Source organism: Mycobacterium sp. D16Q13 (genome assembly GCF_002013375.1).
In the GTDB taxonomy this organism is placed as follows: Bacteria; Actinomycetota; Actinomycetes; order Mycobacteriales; family Mycobacteriaceae; genus Mycobacterium.
In genome coordinates this window covers 21,169-46,060 of the sequence record NZ_MAEW01000020.1, presented here as the reverse complement: position 1 = coordinate 46,060, position 24,892 = coordinate 21,169, and the positions used below count along the sequence as shown (strand labels likewise).

Genomic DNA, 24,892 nt, shown 5'->3' with positions numbered 1-24,892 from the left:
CCTACCGGTGAGTGTTTTCCGCGGCTGTGAACACTTTCACCGTCGGCGACGCGACCATCACGCAGCTGACCGAGCGCGCGGTGTGGCCCATCCCGCCACGTGATTGGTATCCGGCCATCAGCGCAGGGCAGTTCGCCTTCGCCCGGGCAGCCTACGCACCCACGGCTGTCTCGGAGGACGGTACCCAGCTGATCTTCTCCATCCACAACTACGTCATCGAGTTAGGCGATGCGGTGGTGGTCGTCGACACCTGCTCGGGCAATCACAAGAATCGGCCCTTCTTCCTGGACCTGCACATGCTCGATACCGACTACCTGACCCGCCTCACGCGGGCGGGATTCGATCCCGACGATGTCGACATCGTCATCAACACCCATCTTCATCTGGACCATTGCGGGTGGAACACGCGATTGACCCAGGGCACCTGGCGGCCGACTTTCCCGAACGCCACCTACCTCTTCGATTCCACTGAGCTGAAATACATTCAGACACAGTGGGAATCGGCTCCGACGGAGCAGTGGACCGACGGCGGCGGCTGGGTCTATCAGGACAGTGTGCTTCCGGTCCTCGAACACGCAACACACGTTCTTGTCCAGCCAGGTCATCAGATCCACACCCACGGCGCTACCCGCATCACCGCCCTGGACGCCGCCGGACACACGCCCGGACACCTCGCCATCGAGATCAGCACCCCAGACGCCGGTGTAATCATCGCCGGCGACGCACTGCACCACCCCATGCAGGCGCAGTTTCCAGATCTGCCCTTTTTCGCGGATGCCGATCCGCTCATGGGCATCGCCGCACGTCGCTCACTGCTGGGGCGGTGCGCCGATGAGGGCCTTCAACTTCTCACGGCGCACTTCCCGGCACATCTACCGCTCGGTGTCCGTCGGAGCGGTACCGCGTTCGAATGGGACGGCCCGCAGGCCATGCGGTAAGTCGGTGCCTTGGCGTGTCCGCTAGAACGCGGCGCCCACCACGGGTCCCGCCCCGGCGGGCTGCGGAATCTGCACGGATTCCAGCAGCCGCTCCAGCGCGGCCTCCACGTCGGCCTTCCAACCGAGCCCGCGGTCGAGCTCTAATCGCAGTCTCGGGAAATGCTGGTGGGGCGCCACCACGGTGAAGCCCACATCCTTCAGGAAATCCACGTCGATCATGCACTGCTCGATGGTGCACTCGCCCAACACATCTGCGGCGTCGGCGAATCTGGCCGTCGTTGAGCCTCGCGGGCGAAGAGGATCCGACCCTGGACCTTCGCACAATTCCAGCGCCTCATTGGTCCGGCCGAACGCCTCCAGTGCCCGCACGCCACGACGCACCAACTCGGCGACGACGTTGGCGATGATGCTGTGCGGCAATCCGTCTGATTCATGCCCGGGCTCCACCCCCAGGGAAGTCAGCAGGACTGCATCCGCGCTGACCGGGGCCGTGGGGAACAACTGAGCTCGCGGCACCACACCGGGCGGTGCGTACAACGCGTACCCCACGGTGGACTGTCGAGATGGCGGGCCGGTGACCGCGACCTGACCGCACGATCCCCACTCGAGCATGACCATCGACAGCCACGCTTCCTTCTCGAACTCGGGGTCCGACAGGTGCTGACCATCTCCGACGGTAGCGGGGTCCACTTCCCAGAAGACACACCGCCGGGCGTGCTTGGGCAGCTGCTCGAAACCATCGAGCCGCAAAGGAACGATCCGAGCCGACACTGGTCTTGTACGCCTCCACGTCTGGTCAACATGGTGCGCGGTACGCCTCATGCGTCCGGCAACCCCTCAAGGATATGCGAAATTTCTGGTTTGGCACCCGCCGGCCCCGTCGTGCTGCGCCGAAACCGTCACCGGAGCCGCGGCCAAGCAAAGGGCCACCCCGCAGCGCCGAAACCCCTTATTTACCAACCGCTTTCGTGACTCGGCCGGATTTTGGCGGGCTTCACGTCACTGTGACGTTTTTCCCCTGTGGGTTAGGACGTGGCCTCGCCGGACATCATGTCGACAATTCGCTGCAAATCCTCGACCGAACCGAACTCGACGACGATCTTGCCCTTGCGCTTCCCCAGGCTCACCGTCACACGGGTGTCGAAGGTACCCGACAGTCGCTCGGCGACATCCTGAAGACCCGGCATCTGGATCGGCTTGCGACGCGGAGCCGGCTTGGGGGCATCGCTGCGGTTCGCCAGCGTCACCGCCTCCTCCGCGGCACGCACCGACATCCCCTCCGCCACGATCCGGGCGGCGAGCTCCTCCTGCGCCTCGGCTCCACCATCGAGGGCGAGCAGCGCACGCGCATGTCCGGCCGACAGCACACCCGCCGCGACCCTGCGCTGTACCGCGATGGGCAGACGCAGCAGTCGGATCATGTTGGAGATCACCGGTCGCGACCGGCCGATCCGGGCGGCCAGTTCCTCGTGCGTTACTTCGAACTCATCGAGAAGCTGTTGGTAGGCAGCGGCCTCTTCCAAGGGGTTCAGCTGTGCCCGATGGATGTTCTCGAGCAGTGCATCGCGAAGCAGATTGTCATCGGCCGTCTCGCGGACGATCGCCGGGATGGTGTCCAGGCCCGCCTGTTGGGTGGCGCGCCACCGCCGCTCCCCCATGACCAATTGATAGTCGCCGCCCTCAGCCACGCGCACCACGATCGGCTGCATCACGCCGAACTCGCGGATGGAGTGGACCAGCTCGGCGAGCGCCTCCTCGTCGAACACCTGGCGCGGCTGCTTGGGATTGGGCTTGATGGCCGTCACCGGGATCTCGCGGTAGACCGCGCCGATATCGACCGATGGCGCCGCCGGAGCCGTGGGCCCGCCACCGATGACCACATCGGCCGCCGCGTCGCCCAACCGTGGGCCCGACGGGGTGGGCGAGCCGTCGACCGGTGCGGTCGGGATCAGGGATGCCAGGCCTCGGCCGAGTCCGCCCTTACGCCGTGATGCTGGCGATTGACTCATCGGTTACTTCTCCCTTTTCGCATCCACTCGGTACACGTGATCATCTTCCCGTAGCGCACGCCGCTCATTGCGGATCACTCGCCGACGGGCTCGGGCGCTGCGCGAGTTCGCGCGCGGCATCCAGGTAACTCAGCGCACCACGTGAACCCGGGTCGTACTCGAGGACACTGGTCCCGTATCCCGGCGCCTCGGACACCTTGACGCTGCGCGGGATGACCGAGCCCAGCACCTTCGGGCCGAAGTGACTACGCACCTCATCTGCCACCTGATCCGCGAGCTTGGTCCTGCCGTCATACATGGTCAGCAGAATCGTCGAGACATGCAGCGCGGGATTCAGGTGCGCCTGGACAAGTTCGATGTTGCGCAGCAGCTGCCCCACACCCTCGAGTGCGTAGTACTCGCACTGGATGGGGATCAGCACTTCGTTCGCGGCGACGAGCGCGTTGACCGTCAACAGACCCAGAGACGGCGGGCAGTCGATGAAGACGAAGTCGAAGGCGTCGGCGGGCAGCCCGGCGATCGCACCGCGCAGCCGTCCTTCACGAGCGACCATCGAGACCAACTCGATCTCCGCGCCGGCGAGGTCGATCGTCGCCGGGACGCAGAACAGGTGCTCGCTCTGCGGGCTGGATTGAATGGCGTCCTTGATGGGGATCTCGCCGAGGAGAACCTCGTAAGAGGACGGGGTGCCCGCACGGTGATCCGCGCCCAGCGCTGTGCTGGCGTTGCCCTGGGGATCGAGGTCGATCACCAGAACATTGAGCCCCTGCATCGCCATCGCCGCGGCGAGGTTCACCGCGGTCGTGGTCTTCCCGACGCCACCCTTCTGGTTGGCGATCGTCAGCATCCTGCGATGCGCCGGCTTCGGAAGTCGCACCGATCCTTGCTTGATTTGGGTCGCGCGCTGAGCGGCCGCACCGATGGGAGTCTCCGACTCCTCGAAGTTGGTGGGCGATCGGTGGCCGTCACCCACTGCGCCGGTTTCACGTGAAACATCGTCGCTACTCACTGTCGTCTCCTTGATCGGATGCTCATCGGCTCCGCTTTCGCATCCCGCCGCGGGAGCTCCCCCGTCGGCGGTCTCCGCCGCATTCTTTCCGCCGCGCGACCACCACCGTGGTGGGCGGATCGAGGTACCGCGTGCCACATTGCACCACCCTCACATCGTCGGCACCGAGCAGGCTCAGCGCACTACCGAACTGCTGCACTTCTTCATCGGCGCGATCACCTTTGATCGCCAGCATGCGTCCGCCGACCCGCGTCAAGGGGAGGGACCAGCGGCCGATCTTGTCGAGTGCCGCGACCGCCCGAGAGGTGACCGCGTCCGCCCCGCCAACCGCCGCCACGACACTCGGCTCCTCAGCCCGACCACGCATCACCGATACGTTGGTCAGCCCCAGCCTCTCGATCATTTCACGAAGGAAGTCCGTGCGGCGCAGCATCGGCTCGACAAGAACGATATCTACATCGGGGCGTGCGATACCCAACGGAATGCCCGGCAGTCCGGCGCCGCTGCCGACATCGATCACTCGCTCCGCGGGGTCGAGTAGCTCGCCCAGGACCGCGCTATTGAGAATGTGGCGCTCCCACAATCGGTCGGCCTCGCGGGGCCCAATCAGACCCCGCTCCACACCAATCGTGGCGAGAGCGTCGACGTACTCGATGGCGACCGGAAGTCGCTCACCGAATACCTCAGCTGCGGCCTCCGGCACCGGGAGGGTCTCGCCGTGTTTCACGTGAAACATTCCTCCCGGAGCGCGGCCGCAGAATTACATGGATGAGATTTAGTGGCGGTCAGTCGTGCAGGACGACGACGCGGCGCGACGGCTCCACGCCTTCGCTCTCACTGTGCACGCCATCGACAGCCGCCACAGCGTCGTGCACGATCTTGCGCTCGAACGGGGTCATCGGCGCCAGCTCCTCGCGCTCGCCGGACTCCAGCACCTGCTGAGCGATCTTGGTGCCCAGTGCCGCGAGCTCGTCGCGGCGCCGACCGCGCCAGTTCGCGATGTCGAGCATGAGGCGACTGCGCTCACCGGACTTCTGCTGCACCGCCAGGCGGGTCAACTCCTGGAGCGCGTCGAGCACCTCGCCCTTGCGGCCCACGAGCTTCGTCAGATCGCCGCCACCATCGATGCTGACGATCGCGCGATCGCCTTCCACATCCAGATCGATGTCACCATCGAAGTCGAGGAGGTCCAGAAGCTCCTCGAGGTAATCGCCGGCGATCTCGCCCTCGGCAACCAGACGTTCTTCAAGATCTCCGGTACGTGTCTCACCCTCGGGTGCGGCGTCGACCTCGGCGGTGGTCTCCTCGGCCTGCGTGTCCAGATCAGTCATCGTTCTTCTCCTTTGTCACGCCCGTGCAGAATCGCGGGCGGTTAGCGCTTGCGGCGACGGTCGGGCCGAGCACCCGGCTTTGGGGTGCGGCTCGTCGTGCCTGATCCATTTGTGGAGTTCGGGGAAGCCTGTCCCCCGGTGTCCTCGTCCGTACCATCGGACTCCGCAACCTCGACGCCATCTGCGTTGTTGTCGGACTCGTCTGCTTGTTTGGTCGCCTGGTTCTTGCCGCCGCGTGTTGGCTTGGCACCCGGCTTCGGGGCGTTGGCCGCCCGCCGCTCCAGATCCGCCTGCTTCTTCTCTTCTTCTTCTTTGGCGATGTTATTGAAGACATAGTGCTGCTGCCCGAACGTCCAGATGTTGTTCGCCACCCAGTACAGGATGATCGCCAGCGGCAGGAACGGTCCGCCGACCACCACGCCCAGCGGGAAGACGTACAGCGCCAACCGGTTCATGATTTGGGTCTGCGGGTTGGCTTGGGCCTCAGGGCTCTGACGCGCGATCGATGCCCGGCTGTTGAAGTAGGTCGCAACACCCGCGAGGATCATCAATGGCACCGCGACGCCCGCGACGGCCCACCTATTGAATTCGGTGAAGGCGTCCAGACCTGTCGTCTGAATCATGGTCGCGCCCAGCGGCGCCCCGAACAGGTTGGCGTCTAGGAAGTTGGCGACATCGCCCGCGCTGAAAATGTAGTTACCGGTGGCGCGGTTCGCCTCCACCGACATATGCACCTGGCCGAAGCCACCGGTAGTTCGGTTGAACGAGCGCAGCACATGGAAGAGGCCCAAGAAGACCGGAATCTGCGCCAGCATGGGCAGACATCCCAGGATCGGGTTGAAGCCGTGATCGCGCTGCAGCTTCTGCATCTCCAGCGCCATGCGCTGGCGGTCGTTCTTGTACTTCTTCTGCAGCGCCTTGATTTGTGGCTGAAGCTCTTGCATCTGCCGCGTGGTCCGGATCTGCCGCACAAACGGCTTGTACAGAATCGCGCGCAGGGTGAACACGAGGAACATCACCGACAGCGCCCACGCGAAGAAGTTCTTCGGACCCAACAGGTACGCGAACAGCTTGTACCAAACCCACATGATCGCCGAGACCGGGTAATAGATGAACCCGAGACTGAACCAATCAAACATCCGCTGTACTCCTCCGCACGCTCGCGTGCTCTACGTCCCCGTGCTTGGTATGGCGTTCAGGGATCGGATCCCACCCACCGTGATGCCACGGCCCACACTTCAGTAAGCGGATTGTCGCCAACCAACCGCCGCGGACCAGTCCGTGCACACTCAGTGCCTCGACCGCGTACTGACTACAGGTCGGCATAAATCGGCAACTCGGCAACCGCATCGGTGAGATCCAGGTCTGGTACAGGCGGATCAGAAAGATCACGGCCCGCGCCGGACGGCTTCTCATCGCTGCCGTTCTGGCGCTGGTTCCTGCCGTCGTACCGACCGATCGATTCCGTCTCGCAATTGCTGACGCAGACTGGCCGACAGTGCGGTGCCGCTGCTCGGCAGTGCCCTGATGACCATGCGATCAACCGGTTCAAGTCCGGACAGCACTTCTGCGGCGACATGCCGAAGCCGGCGGGACACCCGGTGGCGTACCACTGCTCCACCGACCGACTTTCCGACGATCAGACCGATCTTGGGACCCTCAGCCTGCCCGGGTGTAGAGCCCACGCACCCACGCTGGAGGTGAATCACCAAGTCCGCGTGGGCACTTCGCACTCCACGCTTGACGGTCTGCCGGAATTCGGATGATTTAGTCATCCGGTGTCGAGTCGGTAACACCGACTACCTACCCGCGCCCGAAACTCAGGCGGTCAGTTCCTTGCGGCCCTTACGACGCCGGACCGCAATGATCGCGCGGCCGGCGCGGGTGCGCATGCGCAACCGAAAACCGTGGGTGCGCGCGCGACGCCGATTGTTTGGCTGGAAGGTCCGCTTGCCCTTTGCCACCGCTACTACTCCTTCATGTCCGTCACGCCCTCAACTGACATCACTCACGACGCTCGTTCACGACGCACGCGATGTGCTGAGACGCATCAGTCCGTTGGTACTTCTCACTCGCCACCGGCGCGGTGCCTACGGAATCTCGGGTTTCATCCCTGATGACGTGCGGTTCGCGGCCGAGCCGCCAACGTTCGGGCGACTGTTTGAGGGTACTGACCTGCTCGTCGCCGGTCAAACTGATCACAGTCGTCACACGCGTATCCCCTCTGCACAGGAGTCTGTCACCTTTACGAAAGTTGTCACCGATGTCTCTGGATCGGTTGGCAGCGCGGAACAAAAACTGTTAGCTTCTGCGAATGCCGTTTCCACCGGGCGAACACATCGGAACCACCCACACGGGCCGATGCCGATCGCGGTCGGACACCGACTAGCCGGTCCCCCGGACAGGTGATCTGACGTGATCTCCTGGTATGCGCACACTGATCACCATCATGGTGGTCTGCTTTGTTGTCCACAGGTGTGGATAACCGTGTGGAAAGCCACGACCGATCATTGAAAAGGGGCTAATGTCGACGTGTCCCCTCCAGTAAGAGAGATGCTCGCCGTTGACTGATGAACTGAATTCCCAGTTCACGGCGGTATGGAATACCGTCGTCGCAGAGCTCAACGGTGACGACAATCGATATCTGTCCAGTTTTCCGCCGTTGACGCCGCAGCAGCGCGCCTGGCTCACTCTGGTCAAACCACTCACGATGGCCGAGGGCTTCGCGCTGCTTTCCGTGCCGTCCAGCTTCGTGCAAAACGAGATCGAACGGCACCTGCGCGGACCCATTGTGGAGGCTCTTTCCCGAAGGCTCGGCGAGAACGTCGAACTGGGTGTCCGGATCGCGGCGCCGGCTCCTGGCGAAGATCCAGAGGTCGCCGGAGCAGCTCCAGAACTCGAGCTCGACGAGGTTGACGAGACCACCGAGGCGCTTGCTAGCGCACACGAATCGTGGCCGTCGTACTTCATCAACCGTCCTGGCGGAGCCGACAAGGCAGAAACCCCGGACACGAGCCTCAATTCGCGCTACACCTTCGAATCTTTCGTCATCGGCGCGTCCAACCGGTTCTCCCACGCCGCCGCCGTCGCCGTTTCCGAAGCCCCCGCTCGGGCCTACAACCCGTTGTTCATCTGGGGCGAATCCGGGTTGGGCAAGACGCATCTGCTCCATGCCGCGGGCAACTACGCTCAGCGCCTGTTCCCCGGTATGCGTGTCAAGTACGTGTCCACCGAAGAGTTCACCAACGACTTCATCAATTCTTTGCGCGATGACCGTCGGGTCGCGTTCAAACGCAGCTACCGCGACATCGATGTTCTCCTGGTCGACGACATCCAGTTCATCGAGGGCAAGGAAGGTATCCAGGAAGAGTTCTTCCACACCTTCAACACCTTGCACAACGCCAACAAGCAGATTGTGATCTCCTCGGACCGGCCGCCGAAGGGCCTGGCCACCCTCGAGGACCGGCTGCGCACCCGCTTCGAATGGGGTCTCATCACCGATGTCCAGCCCCCCGAACTGGAAACTCGGATCGCGATCCTGCGCAAGAAGGCGCAAATGGATCGGCTCGACGTCCCCGACGACGTGCTCGAGCTCATCGCGAGCCGGATCGAGCGCAATATCCGTGAGCTCGAAGGCGCCCTGATCCGGGTGACGGCGTTCGCATCGCTGAACAAGTCCCCCATCGAGTTGTCGTTGGCCGAGATCGTGCTGCGCGACCTCATCCCGGACTCCAACGCCATCCAGATCAGCGCGGCCACGATCATGGCCGTCACGGCCGAGTACTTCGATACCACCCTGGAAGAGCTTCGTGGGCCCGGTAAGACGCGGGCGCTGGCACAGGCACGCCAGATCGCCATGTACCTGTGTCGCGAGCTCACCGACCTGTCACTGCCCAAGATCGGCCAGACGTTCGGGCGCGACCACACCACCGTCATGTACGCCGACAAGAAGGTACGTGGCGAAATGGCTCAGCGGCGTGAGGTTTTCGATCACGTCAAGGAGCTCACCGCGCGGATCCGTCAGCGCTCCCGCCACTGACCCAGTTGTTCACCTAACCCGGCCCGCGTGGCCGGGTTCTTTGTCGCGCCGCACCCATTCCGGCGCTCAACACGCGCGTATTTCAAGACTTTTCAACATTTTTCTCGACGATTTTTTGTCACCTCGTGTGGCTCACACGTCACATCCACACCAGTGAAGGTTGTGCACAGGACTGTGGACTGCTGTGGGGCAAACCTGGAATCGATTGGGGGTTGCTGAACGAACGACATCTGGTCCACACCCGCCGGCTGAGAACCGCGTCTGAATCCACAATCCCCTGACACCCCGGCTGGGCCTCTGTCATGCGACAACACTTGTCTGTCCACAGATTCCACAGCACCTACTAATACTGCTTAAATCTCTATCTAATCTTCCTCTTTAAAAGCAGCTGTGTGGATGGACGCGTCAACATGGTTGGTCGAGCCGGTAACCGAACGATGGACGAAAGGGATCTTTCGAGAGACCGATCCGCTTTCCCGATGCGTCGAAAGCATCTACGGTTGTGCTTCGGAAGCCGCGTGGCCAGTCGGCTTCCCACTCCGAGTGACAGGACTTGTGCACGGTGCCCCGGCCCATGCCGGACGGCCGCCGATGCGCTGTCAACACTGTCACCCGGACGTGCCACGATGGCTATCAGGGATTTTTGTGTGAAGACAGTCCGACCTGGACGACGAGGAAGCGAAGGGTATTCATGGATCTTGCGAGCCCCACTGCCGCAGACACCAGCCTGAAGTTCAGGGTCGCGCGTGATGACTTCGCCGATTCGGTGGCGTGGGTCGCGCGGAGTCTGCCCTCCCGGCCGACGGTTCCGGTGCTGGCGGGTGTGCTGCTGACCGCGCATGACGCCGGTTTGAGGTTGTCGGGCTTCGATTACGAAGTTTCCTCACAGGTACAGGTGCCGGCCGAGGTCGCAGCCTCCGGTAGCGCGCTCGTATCGGGCCGATTGCTCTCGGATATCACGCGATCACTGCCCAACAAGCCGGTCGATGTAGCCCTGGAGGGCACGCGGCTGCTGATCAGCTGCGGAAGCGCGAAGTTCTCGCTGCCGAGCATGCCGGTCGAGGATTACCCGGCACTGCCTTCGCTGCCGGAGGAGACCGGTGCACTGGGTGCCGACGTGTTCTCGGAGGCGATCGGTCAGGTCGCGGTCGCCGCGGGCAAGGACGACACCCTTCCGATGCTTACCGGTATCCGTGTTGAAATCAATGGCGACACAGTGGTTTTGGCGGCAACCGACCGATTCCGCTTGGCAGTTCGCGAGCTGAAGTGGACCTCGGGCGCAGGTGAGATCAACGCCGCCGTGCTGGTACCGGCCAAGACGTTGTCCGAAGCGGCAAAGTCGGCATCGAGCGGGTCAGATGTGCAGCTTGCGCTAGGAGCCGGTTCGGCCATCGGATCCGAGGGCCTGCTCGGAATTGTCAGCAACGGCAAGCGCAGCACCACCCGCCTCCTTGACGCCGAATTCCCCAAGTTCCGCCAGTTGTTGCCGACCGAGCACACCGCCTTGGCGACGATTGCCATTGCTGAGTTGGTCGAAGCCATCAAACGTGTTGCGCTGGTTGCTGATCGTGGAGCGCAGATCCGGCTGGAATTTGAGCCGGGGCTGCTGCGTCTGTCGGCGGGCGCTGACGATGTGGGTCGCGCCGAGGAAGAGCTGGATGTTGAGTTCGTTGGTGAACCGCTGACCATCGCCTTCAACCCGACCTACCTGACCGACGGGCTGGGGTCGCTGCACTCGAGCCGGGTGACTTTCGGTTTCACCACACCCAGCCGCCCGGCGGTGCTGCGTCCTACGGAAGACGATCAAAGCTCCCCAGAAGGCACCGGGCCGTTCACGGCAGCGCAAACTGACTATGTGTATCTATTGATGCCGGTGCGCCTGCCCGGCTAGGGCTTGCGCCCCAAACGGCATACGTACTGGTCATCGGAGGTTATGGGTCATGCAGCTAGGTTTGGTTGGGCTGGGCAAGATGGGTTTCAACATGCGCGATCGGCTGCGGGCCGGCGAGCATGAGGTCATCGGGTACGACCCCCGCCCGGAGGTCACCGATGTGCCGTCGCTCAAAGCGTTGGCGGAGGCACTCGAGGCGCCACGTGTTGTGTGGGTGATGGTGCCGTCCGGGCCCGTCACCCAGCAGACGATCGCCGAGCTCGCTGACGAGTTGTCTGAAGGCGACCTCGTCATCGACGGCGGTAATTCACGGTTCACCGAGGATAAGCCCAACGCAGATTTGTTGGCCGCCAAGGGAATTGGATATATCGACGCGGGTGTCTCCGGCGGAGTGTGGGGCAAGGACAATGGTTACGGATTGATGGTCGGAGGCAGTGACGCGGACGTCGCTCGTGCGATGCCGATCTTCGACACGTTGCGGCCGGAGGGTGACCGTGCGGACGGTTTCGTGCATGCCGGACCGGTGGGTGCGGGCCATTACGCGAAGATGATCCACAACGGCATCGAGTATGGGCTCATGCATGCCTACGCCGAGGGATACGAGCTGCTGGCCGCCGAGCCGCTGATCACCGATGTACAGGCCGTGCTGCAGGCCTGGACCAAGGGCACTGTGGTGCGATCCTGGCTGCTGGATTTGTTGGCCAAGGCGTTGAAGGAAGACCCCGGCTTCGACGCGATTTCGGGATACACCGAGGATTCTGGCGAGGGCCGCTGGACGGTGGAAGAGGCCATCAACCACCGGGTTCCCGTTCCGGTTATCGCAGCATCTTTGTTCGCGCGATTCGCCTCGCGGCAGGAGGATTCGCCCGCGATGAAGGCGGTTTCGGCACTGCGCAACCAGTTCGGCGGCCACGCGGTCAAGCGCGTCGGTCTCTCCGGCTAAGGCAGGCGCGTGGACTAGGTGTACGTACGACAGCTGGGATTGCGGGATTTCCGGTCGTGGGAGCGAGTCGACCTGGAGCTCGAGCCCGGGCGCACGGTGTTCGTGGGACCCAACGGCTACGGCAAAACGAATCTCGTTGAGGCCCTGTGGTATTCATCCACTCTGGGGTCTCACCGGGTAGCTACTGATGCACCCCTAGTCCGCAACGGTGCCGAGCGCGCGGTCGTATCGACCATCGTCGTGAACGAGGGTCGAGAGCTGGCTGTCGACCTCGAAATTGCTGCGGGTCGGGCCAACAAGGCCCGGATCAACCGATCTCCTGTTCGCAGTCCCCGGGAGATCGTCGGGATCCTGCACGCGGTGTTGTTCGCACCCGAAGACCTGTCCCTGGTGCGCGGCGACCCTTCCGATCGGCGGCGTTTCCTCGACGACCTGTTGATTCAGCGCCGGCCCCGAGTGGCGGGTGTGCGTGCCGACTACGACAAGGTACTCCGGCAGCGCACCGCGCTGCTCAAGACCGCTGGGGCAGCCCTACGGCAACGCAACGATCAAAGCGTGCTGGACACCCTCGACGTGTGGGATGGGCAGCTCGTGGCCCATGGCGCCGAATTACTTTCTGCCCGTATCGAATTGGTGGGTGAGTTGCGGCCGCTGGTGGAGAAGTCGTATCAACTGCTGGCGCCGGCGTCGCGGCCCGCGGGTATTGCGTACCGCAGCAGCGTGGCGGGCGTCGAGGGGGAGCTGTCGGTGCAGCATCTCGCGGACGCGTTGCACGCGGGGTTGGTGGCCAAACGGTCGGCGGAGATTGAGCGAGGCGTCTGCCTGGTGGGACCGCATCGCGATGACCTGGAACTGCGGCTGGGGGACGGACCGGCCAAGGGGTTCGCCAGTCACGGGGAATCGTGGTCGTTCGCGTTGGCCTTGCGCTTGGCGGCCTTTGACCTGCTCCGCTCCGACGGCACCGATCCGCTCCTGATGCTCGACGATGTGTTCGCGGAATTGGATGGCGCCCGGCGTCGGTCTTTGGCCACCGTGGCCGCCGATGCGGAGCAGGTTCTGGTGACGGCGGCAGTTCCCGACGATGTTCCCGAGGAATTGTTGGCACGCACCGTTACCGTCGATGTGCAGGAAGATTCCTCGGGACGAAAGTCGGTGGCGTATGAGTGAGGAAGAGGCCTGGCCGCCGGAGCACTTGGCCGGGGTGACAGGGATGGATTTGGTGCGCCGGGTGCTTGAAGAAGCCCGCGGTGCGGCTAAGCAGCAGGGCAAAGACGTCGGCAGGGGCGGTAGATCTCCGCAGCAGCGCCGCACGGTGGCTGGAGGGCGACGCACCTGGTCGGGCCCAGGTCCCGATGCCCGAGACCCACAGCTGTTGGGAAGGGCCGCAGGAGATTTGGCGAACCGGCGCGGATGGTCCTCGCGGGTGTCCGAGGGCGCCGTGTTTGGACGGTGGGATGCCGTCGTCGGTGAGCAGATCGCCGCACACGCGACACCGACCGCCTTGAACGAGGGTGTGCTGACGGTGGCTGCGGAGTCCACGGCGTGGGCGACACAGCTGCGGCTGGTGCAGGCACAGCTGCTGGCGAAGATCGCGGCGGCCGTCGGAGACGGTGTGGTGACCAGTTTGAAGATCTCCGGACCGACCGCGCCGTCCTGGCGCAAGGGCCCCCGGCATATCGCCGGACGCGGTCCGCGCGACACCTACGGCTGAGGGCTCATCGCCGCGTCGCGCGATGGAACCGGTGTCCAGAGCGTCCTGACACGGGTCAATCCGAGATATGCGACGGACGGCGTAAATAGAGGGGATGAAACATGCCCTGAAACTAGGTGCCGTCGGTACAGACCAGTAGGATGGTGCTAACACGGATCGCTGGGTCTATGGCCCGCGAGAGTCGTTACTTCCAGACAGGAGACAAAGTCGATCGTGGCTGCGCCGAAGAAGAGTGCCAAGAGCGAATACAGTGCCGACTCGATCACCATCCTAGAGGGGCTCGAGGCGGTCCGGAAACGCCCGGGCATGTACATCGGGTCCACCGGTGAGCGCGGTTTGCATCATCTGATCTGGGAAGTTGTCGATAACTCCGTCGATGAGGCGATGGCCGGGTATGCCACCACTGTCGAGGTGACGATGCTTGAGGACGGCGGTATCCAGGTCAAGGACGACGGCCGCGGTATCCCGGTGGCCATGCATGCCTCCGGAATCCCGACTGTCGACGTCGTTATGACGCAGCTGCACGCCGGAGGCAAGTTCGACTCGGACTCCTACGCAGTGTCCGGCGGTCTGCACGGTGTGGGTATCTCCGTGGTGAACGCGCTCTCGACAAAGGTTGAGTTGGAGATCCTGCGTGACGGGCACGAGTGGCAGCAGGTGTACACCGCGTCCGTGCCGGGAACGCTGCAGCAGGGCGCCGCCACCAAGAAGACGGGCACCACGGTCCGATTCTGGGCGGATCCGAACATCTTCGAGACCACTACCTACGACTTCGAGACGGTCGCCAGGCGTTTGCAAGAGCAGGCCTTCCTCAACAAGGGCCTGACCATCAAGCTCACCGACGAGCGAGTGAGCAACGCGGATGTGACGGATGAAGTGGTCAGCGATACCGCTGAGGCACCCAAAACAGCAGAAGAGCAGGCTGCGGAATCAGCTGCGCCGCATAAGGTTAAGAACCGCGTCTTCCACTACCCCGACGGCTTGGTCGACTTCGTCAAGCACATCAACCGCACCAAATCAGCTATCCACTCCACCATCGTCGACTTCTCCGGCAAGGGCGAGGGCCATGAGGTGGAGATCGCGATGCAGTGGAACGCCGGCTACTCCGAGTCGGTGCACACCTTCGCCAACACCATCAACACCCACGAGGGCGGTACGCACGAGGAAGGATTCCGCGCGGCGCTCACGACGGTGGTCAACAAGTACGCCAAGGAGAAGAAGCTCCTCAAGGAGAAGGACACCAACCTCACCGGCGATGACATTCGTGAGGGCTTGGCCGCGGTCATCTCGGTGAAGGTGGGCGAGCCGCAGTTCGAGGGTCAGACCAAGACCAAGCTGGGTAACACCGAGGTCAAGTCGTTTGTGCAGAAGGTGTGTAACGAGCAGCTGCAGCACTGGTTCGACTCGAACCCCGCCGACGCGAAAACTGTTGTAAATAAGGCGGTTTCGTCGGCGCAGGCGCGTATCGCAGCGCGCAAGGCACGCGAGCTGGTCCGCCGCAAGAGCGCCACCGATATCGGCGGGCTGCCCGGCAAGCTGGCCGACTGCCGCTCCACCGATCCATCCAAGTCCGAACTGTATGTGGTGGAGGGCGACTCGGCCGGTGGTTCGGCCAAGAGCGGCCGCGACTCGATGTTCCAGGCGATTCTGCCGCTGCGCGGCAAGATCATCAACGTCGAAAAGGCCCGTATCGACCGGGTTTTGAAGAACACGGAAGTCCAGGCGATCATCACGGCGCTCGGCACCGGTATTCACGACGAGTTCGATCTCGCCAAGCTGCGGTATCACAAGATCGTGCTGATGGCCGACGCCGACGTTGACGGCCAACACATTTCGACGCTGCTGCTGACGCTGCTGTTCCGGTTCATGCGCCCGCTGGTCGAGCACGGACACATCTTCCTGGCGCAGCCGCCGCTGTACAAGCTCAAGTGGCAGCGCTCCCTGCCCGAGTTCGCGTACTCGGATCGCGAGCGCGATGGGTTGATGGAAGCCGGGCTCAAGGCTGGCAAGAAGATCAACAAGGACGACGGCATCCAGCGATACAAGGGTCTGGGCGAGATGGACGCCAAGGAACTGTGGGAGACCACCATGGATCCGTCCGTGCGCGTGCTGCGTCAGGTGACCCTCGATGATGCCGCCGCGGCCGATGAGCTGTTCTCGATTCTGATGGGCGAGGACGTCGAGGCGCGCCGCAGCTTCATCACCCGAAACGCCAGGGACGTGCGCTTCCTCGACGTGTAGTGGTCGTCAGTCGAACCGGCGAGATAGTTGCGGATTCAATTTGATCTTAAAGTTCAGCGTCGACACCGAGAAGCTGGCTGGTTTGGCGGGGGCGTCCAAGATCTAGCGGCGTACATCGGCAAGGTGCAGAGGCTCGTCGATTCGATGGAGGGCCGAAGAACGGGTGGGAGGAGCTTGGAAGTGCCCAGATTCCACCTCTAAGTACTTGAGACGCCGGTATGCCAGATTCGGTTCCATCGAATTTGCGGGTGGAGCAGCGCCGTGCAGGTTGTCGGTTGCGCAGTTGATCGGCTTGTCGCGGATCAAGATCCAGATGGGGCGCGGGGGGCGCCGATAGATCACCAGAAGCCGGGCACCAGCCGGTAGCGGACGCGAGCCGCGTACTCGGGATAGCCGTCGAGTTCGCGGGTGAGCAACCGCTCCTCCCCCACAGCTCGAAACCCCAGCGCGATGATGGTCACCGTTGATCCGATCAGCCCGTACCAGGATCCCAGCAGCAGCGGCATGCCGATGAGGAATGGGATGGCCCCCGCGTACATCGGATGCCGCACGTACGCGTAGGGGCCGGTGTCGGCGATCGAGTGTCCTCGTGCTGCCTGCACTTTCACGATGGGTGCGGCAAAGCTGTTGGCGCGGAAGACGAGGATCATCGACAACAACGAGACGGCGACGAGTACTGCGCCCATCACCTCAACCCATAGGGGAACGTCCGACCAACCCCAGCGATGGTCGAACCCCGGCACGGCGAACCAGATCGGCATGCCCACGATCGCAAACACCATGAAGACCTTGTCCCAGGTCGTTTGGTCTGGCTGACGAGGTGAACCAAGCCGCTCCGCCAGCAGCGCAGGGTTCTCATTCAGCAGCCACAGGTGCACGCCGATGTTGAGGACGGTGATCTCGATCATCAGGGTCCATAGCTGAGGCCAGTTCCACGTCCCCGCGGCCAACAGCATCAACCCGCCCAGCACCACGGTCGAGACGATGTTGGCGGTGAGCAGCTTGACCAGCAGTCGTTTTTTCGACGGAATGGCCTGAGTCATATGTCGACGCTTACTGCGCGGACAACCTCTCCAACAGCAGGGACGAGTTATCGGCGTCCAATTCGATGTCGAAGAGTTCTTGGAGAGCGACCAGTACCCCGTTGGGTGTCAGGTGCCGAGTGTCTCTGCCGATGCCGGGCCGAATGGCATGCAGCTCCCGGTGGTCCAGGATGTACGCGTGTTCGGGTGCTATGCGTTGTACGAAAACTCTTGTGCTGAAGGGTGAATGAGGACTCGATGCGACAAAGTAGCTGGCCCCGCGATAGTCGATCGGGTACTGAGGTTGGAGCACAAAGGTGTACCGGCTCATCCACCCAGGCTGCGTCCCGTCCCCGGCGGCCTCCGACAGGATCCAACCATCGGCGCCGGGTGTGACCTCGCCGCGGCGCAGCTGGTACGTCCAGGACCCATCGCTGATGACGTCTTCGTCGACGAGACGGATGGGCGCAAGTGGACTGGTACCGAACCCGACATCACAAAGCCATCGTTGTCCGTCAAGTTGGACCACGAGCATGCCGTGGGTCGACGGCCGAATAGTGGTGGCGCCCATCTGCACCCGGCCCTGAATGCCAAAGAAGTCGAAACCGAGGCGCTCGAGGACGGCGGCGAAAAGCGCGACGTGCTCATAGCAGTAGCCGCCGCGGGGGCTGCGCAACAACTTCGCTTGAACCGTCGGGATATCCAACGCGACGTGCTTGTGCAGCACCGCATCCAGGTTCTCCCACTTGATGTTCAGGACATGTCCGCGCTGCAGGCGGCGCAGGGTGTCCAAGGACGGCGACCGGGCGCCGTAGAAGCCTATGAAGGCCAGGTATTCGTCGAGCTCGAGCTCGTCTCCGTTCCACATGGTGTGGACAACCTACTTGTTCTCTGTGGAATGGCTGAAGCGCCGCGGACCATATCTGGCAGAAAGGTGGAACGGTGCTGGTCGCGGCGCCAGTGCGAGCGCGATCCGTTGCTCGCGAGAGCGCCGATGGGCGAGGGTTTGTCATGTTGCCGTGCGGAACCGCTCGGTCATGAGGGTTCGATGTCACTGGTCACCCATAGAGTGACCGCATGGCCGTCGAGCGTCCCACCATCTACTTTGCCTCCCAACAAGACTGGGAAACCTGGCTGGAGGAGAACCACGAGGACTCCCCCGGCGTGTGGATCAAGATGGCCAAGAAGGCCAGCGGGATCGCCAGCATCAACCACAAGGAAGCCCTGGAAGAAGCGCTCTGCTTCGGCTGGATCGACGGACAAGCCAAATCGCTCGACGAGACGTACACCTTGCGTATGTTCACCCCGCGCCGTGCCCGCAGCACCTGGTCGAAGATCAACGTGGGCCACATCGAACGTCTCACCAAGGAGGGCCGCGTCCGACCGGCCGGCGCACGTGAGGTGGACGCCGCCAAGGCGGATGGTCGCTGGGACGCCGCCTACAGCTCGCAGGCCACCATCGAGGTCCCCGACGACTTCGCACAGGCACTGCGGGCCCAGCCCAACGCGCAGCGGTTCTTCGACTCGCTGACCAAAACGGCACGCTGGCCGTTCCTGTTCCGGCTCGCCACCATCAAGAAGCCGGAGACCCGCACCCGGCGGATCGTCCAATACGTCGAGCTACTGGCCGAGGGAAAAACATTGACCTAGCGCGCCTTCACGCCTTGTGCGCAACGGAGACGATGTAGTCCGAATGCAGCGAGAAGAGCCGCATCCCCACCGAGTTGAACTGTGCCCGCAACAACGGGTTGACGTGCTTCATATCCGGCTGGCGCAGTCGCTTGGCCAGGAACTTGGACAGCGGTGGATAGACATCGTCGGCAATCGACCACGTCTCAGCACGGGCGAACCCGGTGTCCAACAGTAGATCTCGGTATCCCTGCACGTCGACGGCCCACGGCACCGCACCCGCGGGCGCGCCTTGCCAGCCTTTCCGTGCTACCTGATTGCGTGCCAGTGCGGTGAGGGCGGTGCGCCGCGGAACAATATCGGCTGTCACCAATCGGCCCCCGGGTTTGAGCACGCGCAGCGCCTCGCGGAAGAAGTCGATACGCGAGGGAAAGTGAAAGGCCGACTCCAGCGCGACCACTTTGGTGCAGGACTCGTTGGGGAACGGCAGATCGGTGGCCGAGGCCTTGACGTAGGAGACCGTCTTGGACAGACCTGCCTCGGCGACGCGCCTGGTCGAGATTGTGATCTGCTCCTCGGCGATGTTGACCCCGGTGATCTTCTTCACCTTGAACTCGTTGGCCCACAAAATGTCTTGATCGCCATACCCGCAACCGCAATCGACCACCACATCCGATGAGGTGAACCCGGCACTGGAGGCAACCAGGCGCGCGAGATCGCGACTGGCCTCGTCGAGTGTTGTCGGGTGATCGCGCCAATAGCCAAAGTTGATGAAGAGCGATTCCTCGCCGAACAAGTTCTGCGGGCCGACGATGTCGTAGACCATTCCGGTCTTGGGGCCGTCGGCGTTCGATACGGCGACGGCCGCCATGCGCCGCCACTCGTCGGCCCATCGGCGTAGCCGTTCCCCGGTTGATTCCTCGGTGAAATCGGAAGTCAGAGTGGTCATGGCTGGCAGCTCCATTCGGTTCTGGCCGCCCCGTTGCGGCCCATGCCTGCGTAACAAACAGTACCGGATACTTGGGATATCGGCATCTAAAGCCGCTGAGAACGACGCACGGGGCTGCATCCGAGAAACCGTCGGGCAAAGTGACTAGGCTGGTGGGGTTGCCCGGCCTTCTCCGGGCGCAGCATGAACGAGGAGCACATGACCGACACAACGCTGCCCCCCGGCGGTGATGACGCCGTCGACCGCATTGAACCGGTAGATATTCAGCAGGAGATGCAGCGCAGTTACATCGATTACGCCATGAGCGTGATCGTGGGCCGCGCTCTGCCCGAGGTGCGAGACGGCCTCAAGCCCGTGCACCGCCGCGTTCTCTACGCGATGTACGACTCCGGGTTCCGGCCCGACCGCAGCCACGCCAAGTCGGCGCGCTCGGTGGCCGAGACCATGGGTAACTACCACCCGCACGGTGACTCGTCGATTTACGACACCTTGGTCCGCATGGCGCAGCCTTGGTCGCTGCGCTACCCACTGGTGGACGGCCAAGGGAACTTCGGCTCGCCGGGTAACGACCCCGCGGCCGCCATGCGTTACACCGAGGCCCGGCTCACCCCGCTGGCCATGGAGATGCTGCGTGAAATCGACGAGGAGACAGTCGATTTCACCCCCAACTATGACGGCCGTGTCATGGAGCCGACCGTGCTGCCCAGCCGGTTCCCGAACCTGCTGGCCAACGGCTCGGGCGGTATCGCCGTCGGTATGGCCACGAACATGCCACCGCACAACCTGCGTGAGTTGGCCGAGGCGGTCTACTGGGCGCTGGACAACTACGAGGCCGACGAGGAGACCACCCTCAAGGCGGTCTGCGAAAGGATCACCGGTCCTGACTTTCCGACGTCCGGATTGATCGTTGGCACCCAAGGGATTCACGACGCGTACACCACCGGACGCGGGTCCATTCGTATGCGCGGCGTGGCCGAGATCGAGGAAGATTCCAAGGGCAGAACGTCTTTGGTGATCACCGAGTTGCCGTACCAGGTCAACCACGACAACTTCATCACCTCGATCGCCGAGCAGGTGCGCGACGGCAAGATCGCCGGTATCTCGGCCATCGAAGATCAGAGCTCCGACCGCGTCGGCCTGCGAATCGTGGTGGTGCTCAAGCGCGATGCGGTTGCCAAGGTGGTGCTGAACAACCTCTACAAGCACTCCCAGCTGCAGACCAGCTTTGGCGCCAACATGCTGTCGATCGTCGACGGTGTGCCGCGCACGCTGCGTCTGGATCAACTGATCCGGCACTATGTCAATCATCAGTTGGACGTCGTCATCCGGCGTACGCGCTACCGGTTGCGTAAGGCAAACGAGCGTGCGCACATCTTGCGCGGTTTGGTGAAAGCCCTTGACGCCCTTGATGAAGTGATTGCGTTGATCCGTGCTTCGCAGACTGTCGACATTGCCCGACAGGGCTTGATCGAGCTGCTGGATGTCGACGAGATCCAGGCGCAGGCCATTCTCGATATGCAGCTGCGCCGCCTGGCGGCCCTGGAGCGGCAGCGGATTGTCGAGGACCTCGCCAAGATCGAAGCCGAGATCGCCGACCTCGAGGACATTCTGGCCAAGCCGGAACGTCAGCGCGCCATCGTCCGCGACGAGCTGAGCGAACTCGTCGAGCGCTATGGCGACGACCGTCGCACCCGGATCATCGCCGCGGACGGCGATGTCGCCGACGAGGACCTCATCGCCCGCGAGGACGTCGTCGTCACTATCACCGAAACCGGGTACGCCAAGCGCACCAAGACGGACCTGTACCGCAGCCAGAAGCGCGGCGGTAAGGGCGTGCAGGGGGCGGGCCTGAAGCAGGACGACATCGTCAAGCACTTCTTCGTGTGCTCGACGCATGACTGGATCCTGTTCTTCACCACCAAGGGCCGCGTCTACCGCGCCAAGGCGTACGACCTGCCCGAGGCCGCCCGCACCGCGCGCGGTCAGCACGTCGCCAACCTGCTGGCCTTCCAGCCGGAGGAGCGCATCGCGCAGGTCATCCAGATCAAGAGCTACGAGGACGCGCCATACCTCGTGCTCGCGACCAAGAACGGCCTGGTGAAGAAGTCCAAGCTCACCGATTTCGATTCCAACCGCAGTGGCGGCCTGGTGGCCGTCAACCTGCGTGACGGCGACGAACTCGTGGGCGCGGTGCTGTGCTCCTCCGAGGAAGACCTGCTGTTGGTCTCGGCACACGGCCAGTCCATCCGCTTCAGCGCCACCGACGACGCGCTGCGCCCCATGGGCCGCGCCACCTCGGGGGTACAGGGCATGCGCTTCAACGGCGAGGACGACCTGCTGTCGCTCAACGTCGTCAGAGAGGGCACCTACCTGTTGGTGGCGACCGCCGGCGGCTACTCCAAGCGGACAGCGATCGAGGAGTACCCGGTGCAGGGACGCGGCGGCAAGGGCGTGCTGACGGTTCAGTACGACCCGCGGCGCGGCAGCCTCGTGGGCGCGCTGGTCGTAGACGAGGACGCCGAGTTGTACGCCATCACCTCGGGCGGCGGCGTCATCCGGACGACGGCGAAGTCGGTGCGTAAGGCCGGTCGTCAGACCAAGGGCGTGCGGTTGATGAACCTCGGCGAGGGCGACACCCTATTGGCAATCGCGCATAATGCCGATGAGGGTGATGCCGACTCCGACGACGACATCGCCGGCGCAAGCGAGTAAGGAGCTGTAGGTGAGTTCACCGAACGATCCGGGGGAGTCTGGCGCCAACGAACGCCCCGTGGAGCAGGCGGACTTGCCTCCCTGGCAGCGGGCGGAGCGGCGGCGTGGTTCACACGCCGCCGCTACCGGTCCCCAGCGGATTCCCAACAGGGAGCCGCGGCCCGGCGGCGCACCGACGGAGATCATTCCGATCATCGACGACGCCACCGCACCTCCGACCGCACCGACGTCGGCACCGCGACCCACCAGCCGACCCTCCGCGGGCCTGGATGCCCGGCTCAACCGGTTCATCTCCGGGACCGCCGCCCCGGCCGGATTCAACACCCCGGCAGAACGGCCGGAACCCGAGCCTGAGCCGGAACCCGAACCGTATGACGAGGTGCCGGAGCGTCCCGAAAGACCAGAACGGCCCGAGCCGGTGCGTTCGGGCACCCCGTGGGGCGAGTCGAGCGCACAGGAGCCCGTGCGCGCCCCCAAGAACAACGACCTGCCCGACCTGTCCGGGCCGGTTCCCCGCCCGCCGCGCGGAAGTCAAGCGGCACAAAGCGGTTCAGCGGTGACGGTTGGTCCTTCCCGCCGCGGCCCGCTGCGCGCCGCCATGCAGATCCGCCGTGTCGACCCGTGGGCGACCCTCAAGGTGTCACTGGTGTTGTCGGTGGTGTTCTTCTTTGTCTGGATGATCGCCGTCGCGATGCTGTATCTGGTGCTGGGTGCGATGGGTGTGTGGTCGAAGCTCAACGAGAACGTCGGCGAGCTCATCACCAACAGCGGCGGCGGCGAGCTGGTATCCAGCGGCACCATCTTCGGCACCGCACTGCTCATTGGTTTGGTGAACATCGTCCTGATGACCGCAGCCGCCACTATCGGTGCGTTCATCTACAACCTGACCACCGATCTCGTCGGCGGTATTGAGGTCACACTGGCCGATCGCGACTAACGGTTTGGGATGCACCCCTTCCGTGCGGTAATCTCTGCGTTCGGTTCAGGGGCTATAGCTCAGGTGGTTAGAGCGCTTCGCTGATAACGAAGAGGTCGGAGGTTCGAGTCCTCCTAGCCCCACCACACCCGTTGGGAGGTCCACCACGTGAGAGTGCTGCTGCTGGTGCTCGCACTGCTCGGCGTGGCCTACGCGGCAGCCATCACCGTGGCGCGCAACAACATGGAAGTGTGGCACACAGCAGCAGGTGAGGGGCCTTAGCTCAGTTGGTAGAGCGCTACCTTTGCAAGGTAGATGTCAGGAGTTCGATTCTCCTAGGCTCCACTCGAATTTCCGTTCCGCGCGACCCGATCAGCCGTACGGCTGAGGTTGCGGATCCACACTCGGCGCCAGTGTCGACGGCTCGGGCTGTCCCGAGCGGCGCAGCACGCTGAACGCGACGGCGCCCGCACCGAGCAGACCCACGACCGCAAGCCCGGTCAGCGCGCGCGGCAGCTTGCGCTTGCGGGCACCGCTGACCACCTCAGGCAGGGTGTCCACCACATCGGCGACAGCGTCCTGCACCTCCGAAGACACCGCCTTACCCCGACGCAGCAGCTTGCCCGCCACGCTGGTCGCCGATTTCGCCAGCCCGAAGCCGAGCCCTGCGGTACCGCGCGAAACATCGATAGGGGCCAGCGCCGCCTCCTTGAGGCCACGCACCAGACGCTCCCCGGAGGTCAGCTTCACGGCAGGTTCAGCGTTCTTGGTCAGCAGGCTCATCGTCAGCGGGTCCCTTCGTCGGGCGGTGATCTCCAGAATGAGTGGTACTTCAGATTGCCACCTTTGCGCCACCTATTGGGAAACATCCGCATGAATGTCTTTTCGGCGCGGATAAGGTGGTCGTCGTGACTTCACCAATCCAGACACAAACCGCCACCCTGCACACCAACCACGGCGACGTCGTCATCGCGCTCTTCGGCAATCACGCCCCGAAGACCGTCGCCAACTTCGTCGGCCTCGCCGACGGCAGCAAGGACTACTCCACCAAGAACGCCAAGGGCGAGGCCACCGGTCCGTTCTATGACGGCGCCGTCTTCCACCGCGTCATCGATGGATTCATGATCCAGGGCGGTGACCCCACCGGCACCGGCCGCGGCGGCCCCGGATACCAGTTCGCCGACGAGTTCCACCCCGAGCTGCAGTTCGACAAGCCGTACCTGCTGGCCATGGCCAATGCCGGACCGGGCACCAACGGCTCGCAGTTCTTCATCACCGTCGGTAAGACCCCGCACCTGAATCGCAAGCACACCATCTTCGGTGAGGTTGTGGATCCGGCTTCCCAGAAGGTTGTCGACGCCATCGCTTCCACCTCCGTCGGTCGCGGCGACCGTCCCAACGAGGACGTCGTGATCAACTCCATCACCATCAGTTAGGTCTTGATGGCTCATCCCGGACAGGTACCGGTCTACGGGTGCGCGTGGCACCCGGACCGGGCCACCGCGGTGCGCTGTGTGCGATGCGGGCGTCCCGTATGCCCGGCCTGCATGCG

Annotated in this window: 25 protein-coding genes, 2 tRNA genes and 1 pseudogene; 14 read left to right on the top strand and 14 right to left on the bottom strand. The window is 63.6% G+C overall.

The window, feature by feature from the left end:
* The first annotated feature begins 11 nt into the window (after positions 1-11).
* Complete coding sequence (locus B4400_RS20425; RefSeq protein ID WP_078312424.1) at positions 12-938, top strand: MBL fold metallo-hydrolase; 927 nt, start codon at positions 12-14, stop codon at positions 936-938.
* 21 nt (positions 939-959) lie between these two features.
* Here B4400_RS20425 and B4400_RS20420 read toward each other — a convergent pair whose 3' ends face one another.
* From B4400_RS20420 to B4400_RS24980, 10 genes are all read right to left on the bottom strand, one after another.
* Positions 960-1,709, bottom strand: coding sequence for an acetyltransferase (locus tag B4400_RS20420; RefSeq protein WP_078312425.1), 750 nt, complete (start codon positions 1,707-1,709; stop codon positions 960-962).
* A gap of 254 nt (positions 1,710-1,963) precedes the next feature.
* Positions 1,964-2,947: a ParB/RepB/Spo0J family partition protein gene (locus tag B4400_RS20415; RefSeq protein WP_078312426.1), complete on the bottom strand. Its 984-nt coding sequence runs from the start codon at positions 2,945-2,947 to the stop codon at positions 1,964-1,966.
* 64 nt (positions 2,948-3,011) lie between these two features.
* On the bottom strand, positions 3,012-3,920 hold the full coding sequence (locus B4400_RS20410) for a ParA family protein (protein WP_212566664.1): 909 nt from the start codon (positions 3,918-3,920) through the stop codon (positions 3,012-3,014).
* A gap of 58 nt (positions 3,921-3,978) precedes the next feature.
* Complete coding sequence (rsmG, locus tag B4400_RS20405; RefSeq protein WP_078312428.1) at positions 3,979-4,692, bottom strand: 16S rRNA (guanine(527)-N(7))-methyltransferase RsmG; 714 nt, start codon at positions 4,690-4,692, stop codon at positions 3,979-3,981.
* A 49-nt stretch (positions 4,693-4,741) separates the two neighbouring features.
* Entirely contained in the window at positions 4,742-5,287 is a 546-nt protein-coding gene (locus tag B4400_RS20400; RefSeq protein WP_078312429.1) for a Jag family protein, read from the bottom strand.
* Between the two features lie 41 nt (positions 5,288-5,328).
* Positions 5,329-6,426 (bottom strand): membrane protein insertase YidC, encoded by a 1,098-nt coding sequence (gene yidC, locus B4400_RS20395; protein ID WP_078312430.1) that lies wholly within the window; start codon positions 6,424-6,426, stop codon positions 5,329-5,331.
* Positions 6,419-6,703: a membrane protein insertion efficiency factor YidD gene (gene yidD / locus B4400_RS20390; protein ID WP_078289708.1), complete on the bottom strand. Its 285-nt coding sequence runs from the start codon at positions 6,701-6,703 to the stop codon at positions 6,419-6,421. Before yidD ends, yidC begins: the two co-directional genes overlap by 8 nt.
* Entirely contained in the window at positions 6,700-7,083 is a 384-nt protein-coding gene (gene rnpA / locus B4400_RS20385) for a ribonuclease P protein component (RefSeq protein WP_078312431.1), read from the bottom strand. Before rnpA ends, yidD begins: the two co-directional genes overlap by 4 nt.
* Positions 7,084-7,107: 24 nt before the next feature.
* Complete coding sequence (gene rpmH, locus B4400_RS20380) at positions 7,108-7,251, bottom strand: 50S ribosomal protein L34 (RefSeq protein WP_030097696.1); 144 nt, start codon at positions 7,249-7,251, stop codon at positions 7,108-7,110.
* A 40-nt stretch (positions 7,252-7,291) separates the two neighbouring features.
* Positions 7,292-7,498, bottom strand: coding sequence for a hypothetical protein (locus tag B4400_RS24980; protein ID WP_286142011.1), 207 nt, complete (start codon positions 7,496-7,498; stop codon positions 7,292-7,294).
* On the opposite strand from B4400_RS24980, the gene B4400_RS20375 reads away from it, so the two are divergent.
* The 7 genes from B4400_RS20375 to gyrB all read left to right on the top strand — a co-directional run bounded on the left by B4400_RS20375 (position 7,397) and on the right by gyrB (position 16,112).
* Positions 7,397-7,696 (top strand): hypothetical protein, encoded by a 300-nt coding sequence (locus tag B4400_RS20375; RefSeq protein ID WP_502688420.1) that lies wholly within the window; start codon positions 7,397-7,399, stop codon positions 7,694-7,696. The genes B4400_RS24980 and B4400_RS20375 overlap by 102 nt on opposite strands.
* Positions 7,697-7,850: 154 nt before the next feature.
* Positions 7,851-9,326, top strand: a complete 1,476-nt coding sequence (dnaA, locus tag B4400_RS20370; RefSeq protein ID WP_078312432.1) for a chromosomal replication initiator protein DnaA — start codon at positions 7,851-7,853, stop codon at positions 9,324-9,326.
* A gap of 691 nt (positions 9,327-10,017) precedes the next feature.
* On the top strand, positions 10,018-11,217 hold the full coding sequence (gene dnaN, locus B4400_RS20365; protein WP_078312433.1) for a DNA polymerase III subunit beta: 1,200 nt from the start codon (positions 10,018-10,020) through the stop codon (positions 11,215-11,217).
* 49 nt (positions 11,218-11,266) lie between these two features.
* Positions 11,267-12,160, top strand: a complete 894-nt coding sequence (gene gnd, locus B4400_RS20360) for a phosphogluconate dehydrogenase (NAD(+)-dependent, decarboxylating) (protein WP_078312434.1) — start codon at positions 11,267-11,269, stop codon at positions 12,158-12,160.
* A gap of 18 nt (positions 12,161-12,178) precedes the next feature.
* Entirely contained in the window at positions 12,179-13,327 is a 1,149-nt protein-coding gene (recF, locus tag B4400_RS20355; protein ID WP_078312435.1) for a DNA replication/repair protein RecF, read from the top strand.
* Complete coding sequence (locus B4400_RS20350; RefSeq protein ID WP_078312436.1) at positions 13,320-13,871, top strand: DUF721 family protein; 552 nt, start codon at positions 13,320-13,322, stop codon at positions 13,869-13,871. The genes recF and B4400_RS20350 overlap by 8 nt, the downstream gene beginning before the upstream one ends.
* Positions 13,872-14,084: 213 nt before the next feature.
* Positions 14,085-16,112, top strand: a complete 2,028-nt coding sequence (gene gyrB, locus B4400_RS20345; RefSeq protein ID WP_078314823.1) for a DNA topoisomerase (ATP-hydrolyzing) subunit B — start codon at positions 14,085-14,087, stop codon at positions 16,110-16,112.
* 338 nt (positions 16,113-16,450) lie between these two features.
* On the opposite strand, the gene B4400_RS20340 is transcribed toward gyrB, so the two are convergent.
* Together B4400_RS20340 and B4400_RS20335 are read right to left on the bottom strand one after the other, a co-directional pair.
* Positions 16,451-17,155, bottom strand: coding sequence for a methyltransferase family protein (locus B4400_RS20340; protein WP_078312438.1), 705 nt, complete (start codon positions 17,153-17,155; stop codon positions 16,451-16,453).
* Between the two features lie 10 nt (positions 17,156-17,165).
* Positions 17,166-18,002, bottom strand: coding sequence for an arylamine N-acetyltransferase family protein (locus tag B4400_RS20335; RefSeq protein WP_078312439.1), 837 nt, complete (start codon positions 18,000-18,002; stop codon positions 17,166-17,168).
* 209 nt (positions 18,003-18,211) lie between these two features.
* On the opposite strand from B4400_RS20335, the gene B4400_RS20330 reads away from it, so the two are divergent.
* Entirely contained in the window at positions 18,212-18,784 is a 573-nt protein-coding gene (locus B4400_RS20330) for a YdeI/OmpD-associated family protein (RefSeq protein WP_078312440.1), read from the top strand.
* A gap of 7 nt (positions 18,785-18,791) precedes the next feature.
* Here B4400_RS20330 and B4400_RS20325 read toward each other — a convergent pair.
* Positions 18,792-19,756 (bottom strand): annotated as a pseudogene (locus B4400_RS20325) (SAM-dependent methyltransferase).
* Between the two features lie 154 nt (positions 19,757-19,910).
* Here B4400_RS20325 and gyrA point away from each other — a divergent pair.
* From gyrA to B4400_RS20305, 4 genes are all read left to right on the top strand, one after another.
* On the top strand, positions 19,911-22,424 hold the full coding sequence (gene gyrA, locus B4400_RS20320) for a DNA gyrase subunit A (RefSeq protein WP_078312471.1): 2,514 nt from the start codon (positions 19,911-19,913) through the stop codon (positions 22,422-22,424).
* Positions 22,425-22,434: 10 nt separating this feature from the next.
* Positions 22,435-23,361: a DUF3566 domain-containing protein gene (locus B4400_RS20315; protein WP_078312442.1), complete on the top strand. Its 927-nt coding sequence runs from the start codon at positions 22,435-22,437 to the stop codon at positions 23,359-23,361.
* A gap of 48 nt (positions 23,362-23,409) precedes the next feature.
* Positions 23,410-23,486 (top strand) — tRNA-Ile (locus tag B4400_RS20310).
* A gap of 126 nt (positions 23,487-23,612) precedes the next feature.
* Positions 23,613-23,685, top strand: a tRNA-Ala gene (locus B4400_RS20305).
* A gap of 27 nt (positions 23,686-23,712) precedes the next feature.
* Here B4400_RS20305 and cwsA read toward each other — a convergent pair.
* The gene (gene cwsA, locus B4400_RS20300) at positions 23,713-24,123 is read right to left on the bottom strand and encodes a cell wall synthesis protein CwsA (protein WP_078312443.1); all 411 of its coding nucleotides are present in this window, start codon (positions 24,121-24,123) and stop codon (positions 23,713-23,715) included.
* Positions 24,124-24,239: 116 nt separating this feature from the next.
* On the opposite strand from cwsA, the gene B4400_RS20295 reads away from it, so the two are divergent.
* On the top strand, positions 24,240-24,776 hold the full coding sequence (locus B4400_RS20295) for a peptidylprolyl isomerase (protein ID WP_139360064.1): 537 nt from the start codon (positions 24,240-24,242) through the stop codon (positions 24,774-24,776).
* Positions 24,777-24,892: the final 116 nt, after the last annotated feature.

Bases quoted from the DNA above. Each gene is read 5' to 3' on its own strand.
- B4400_RS20400 (WP_078312429.1), bottom strand. From the start codon at position 5,287: ATGACTGATCTGGACACGCAGGCCGAGGAGACCACCGCCGAGGTCGAC.
- gnd (WP_078312434.1), top strand. From the start codon at position 11,267: ATGCAGCTAGGTTTGGTTGGGCTGGGCAAGATGGGTTTCAACATGCGC.
- rsmG (WP_078312428.1), bottom strand. From the start codon at position 4,692: ATGTTTCACGTGAAACACGGCGAGACCCTCCCGGTGCCGGAGGCCGCA.
- B4400_RS20335 (WP_078312439.1), bottom strand. From the start codon at position 18,002: ATGTGGAACGGAGACGAGCTCGAGCTCGACGAATACCTGGCCTTCATA.
- yidD (WP_078289708.1), bottom strand. From the start codon at position 6,703: ATGAGAAGCCGTCCGGCGCGGGCCGTGATCTTTCTGATCCGCCTGTAC.
- B4400_RS20340 (WP_078312438.1), bottom strand. From the start codon at position 17,155: ATGACTCAGGCCATTCCGTCGAAAAAACGACTGCTGGTCAAGCTGCTC.
- gyrA (WP_078312471.1), top strand. From the start codon at position 19,911: ATGACCGACACAACGCTGCCCCCCGGCGGTGATGACGCCGTCGACCGC.
- yidC (WP_078312430.1), bottom strand. From the start codon at position 6,426: ATGTTTGATTGGTTCAGTCTCGGGTTCATCTATTACCCGGTCTCGGCG.
- B4400_RS20350 (WP_078312436.1), top strand. From the start codon at position 13,320: ATGAGTGAGGAAGAGGCCTGGCCGCCGGAGCACTTGGCCGGGGTGACA.
- cwsA (WP_078312443.1), bottom strand. From the start codon at position 24,123: ATGAGCCTGCTGACCAAGAACGCTGAACCTGCCGTGAAGCTGACCTCC.
- dnaN (WP_078312433.1), top strand. From the start codon at position 10,018: ATGGATCTTGCGAGCCCCACTGCCGCAGACACCAGCCTGAAGTTCAGG.
- B4400_RS20330 (WP_078312440.1), top strand. From the start codon at position 18,212: ATGGCCGTCGAGCGTCCCACCATCTACTTTGCCTCCCAACAAGACTGG.
- B4400_RS20415 (WP_078312426.1), bottom strand. From the start codon at position 2,947: ATGAGTCAATCGCCAGCATCACGGCGTAAGGGCGGACTCGGCCGAGGC.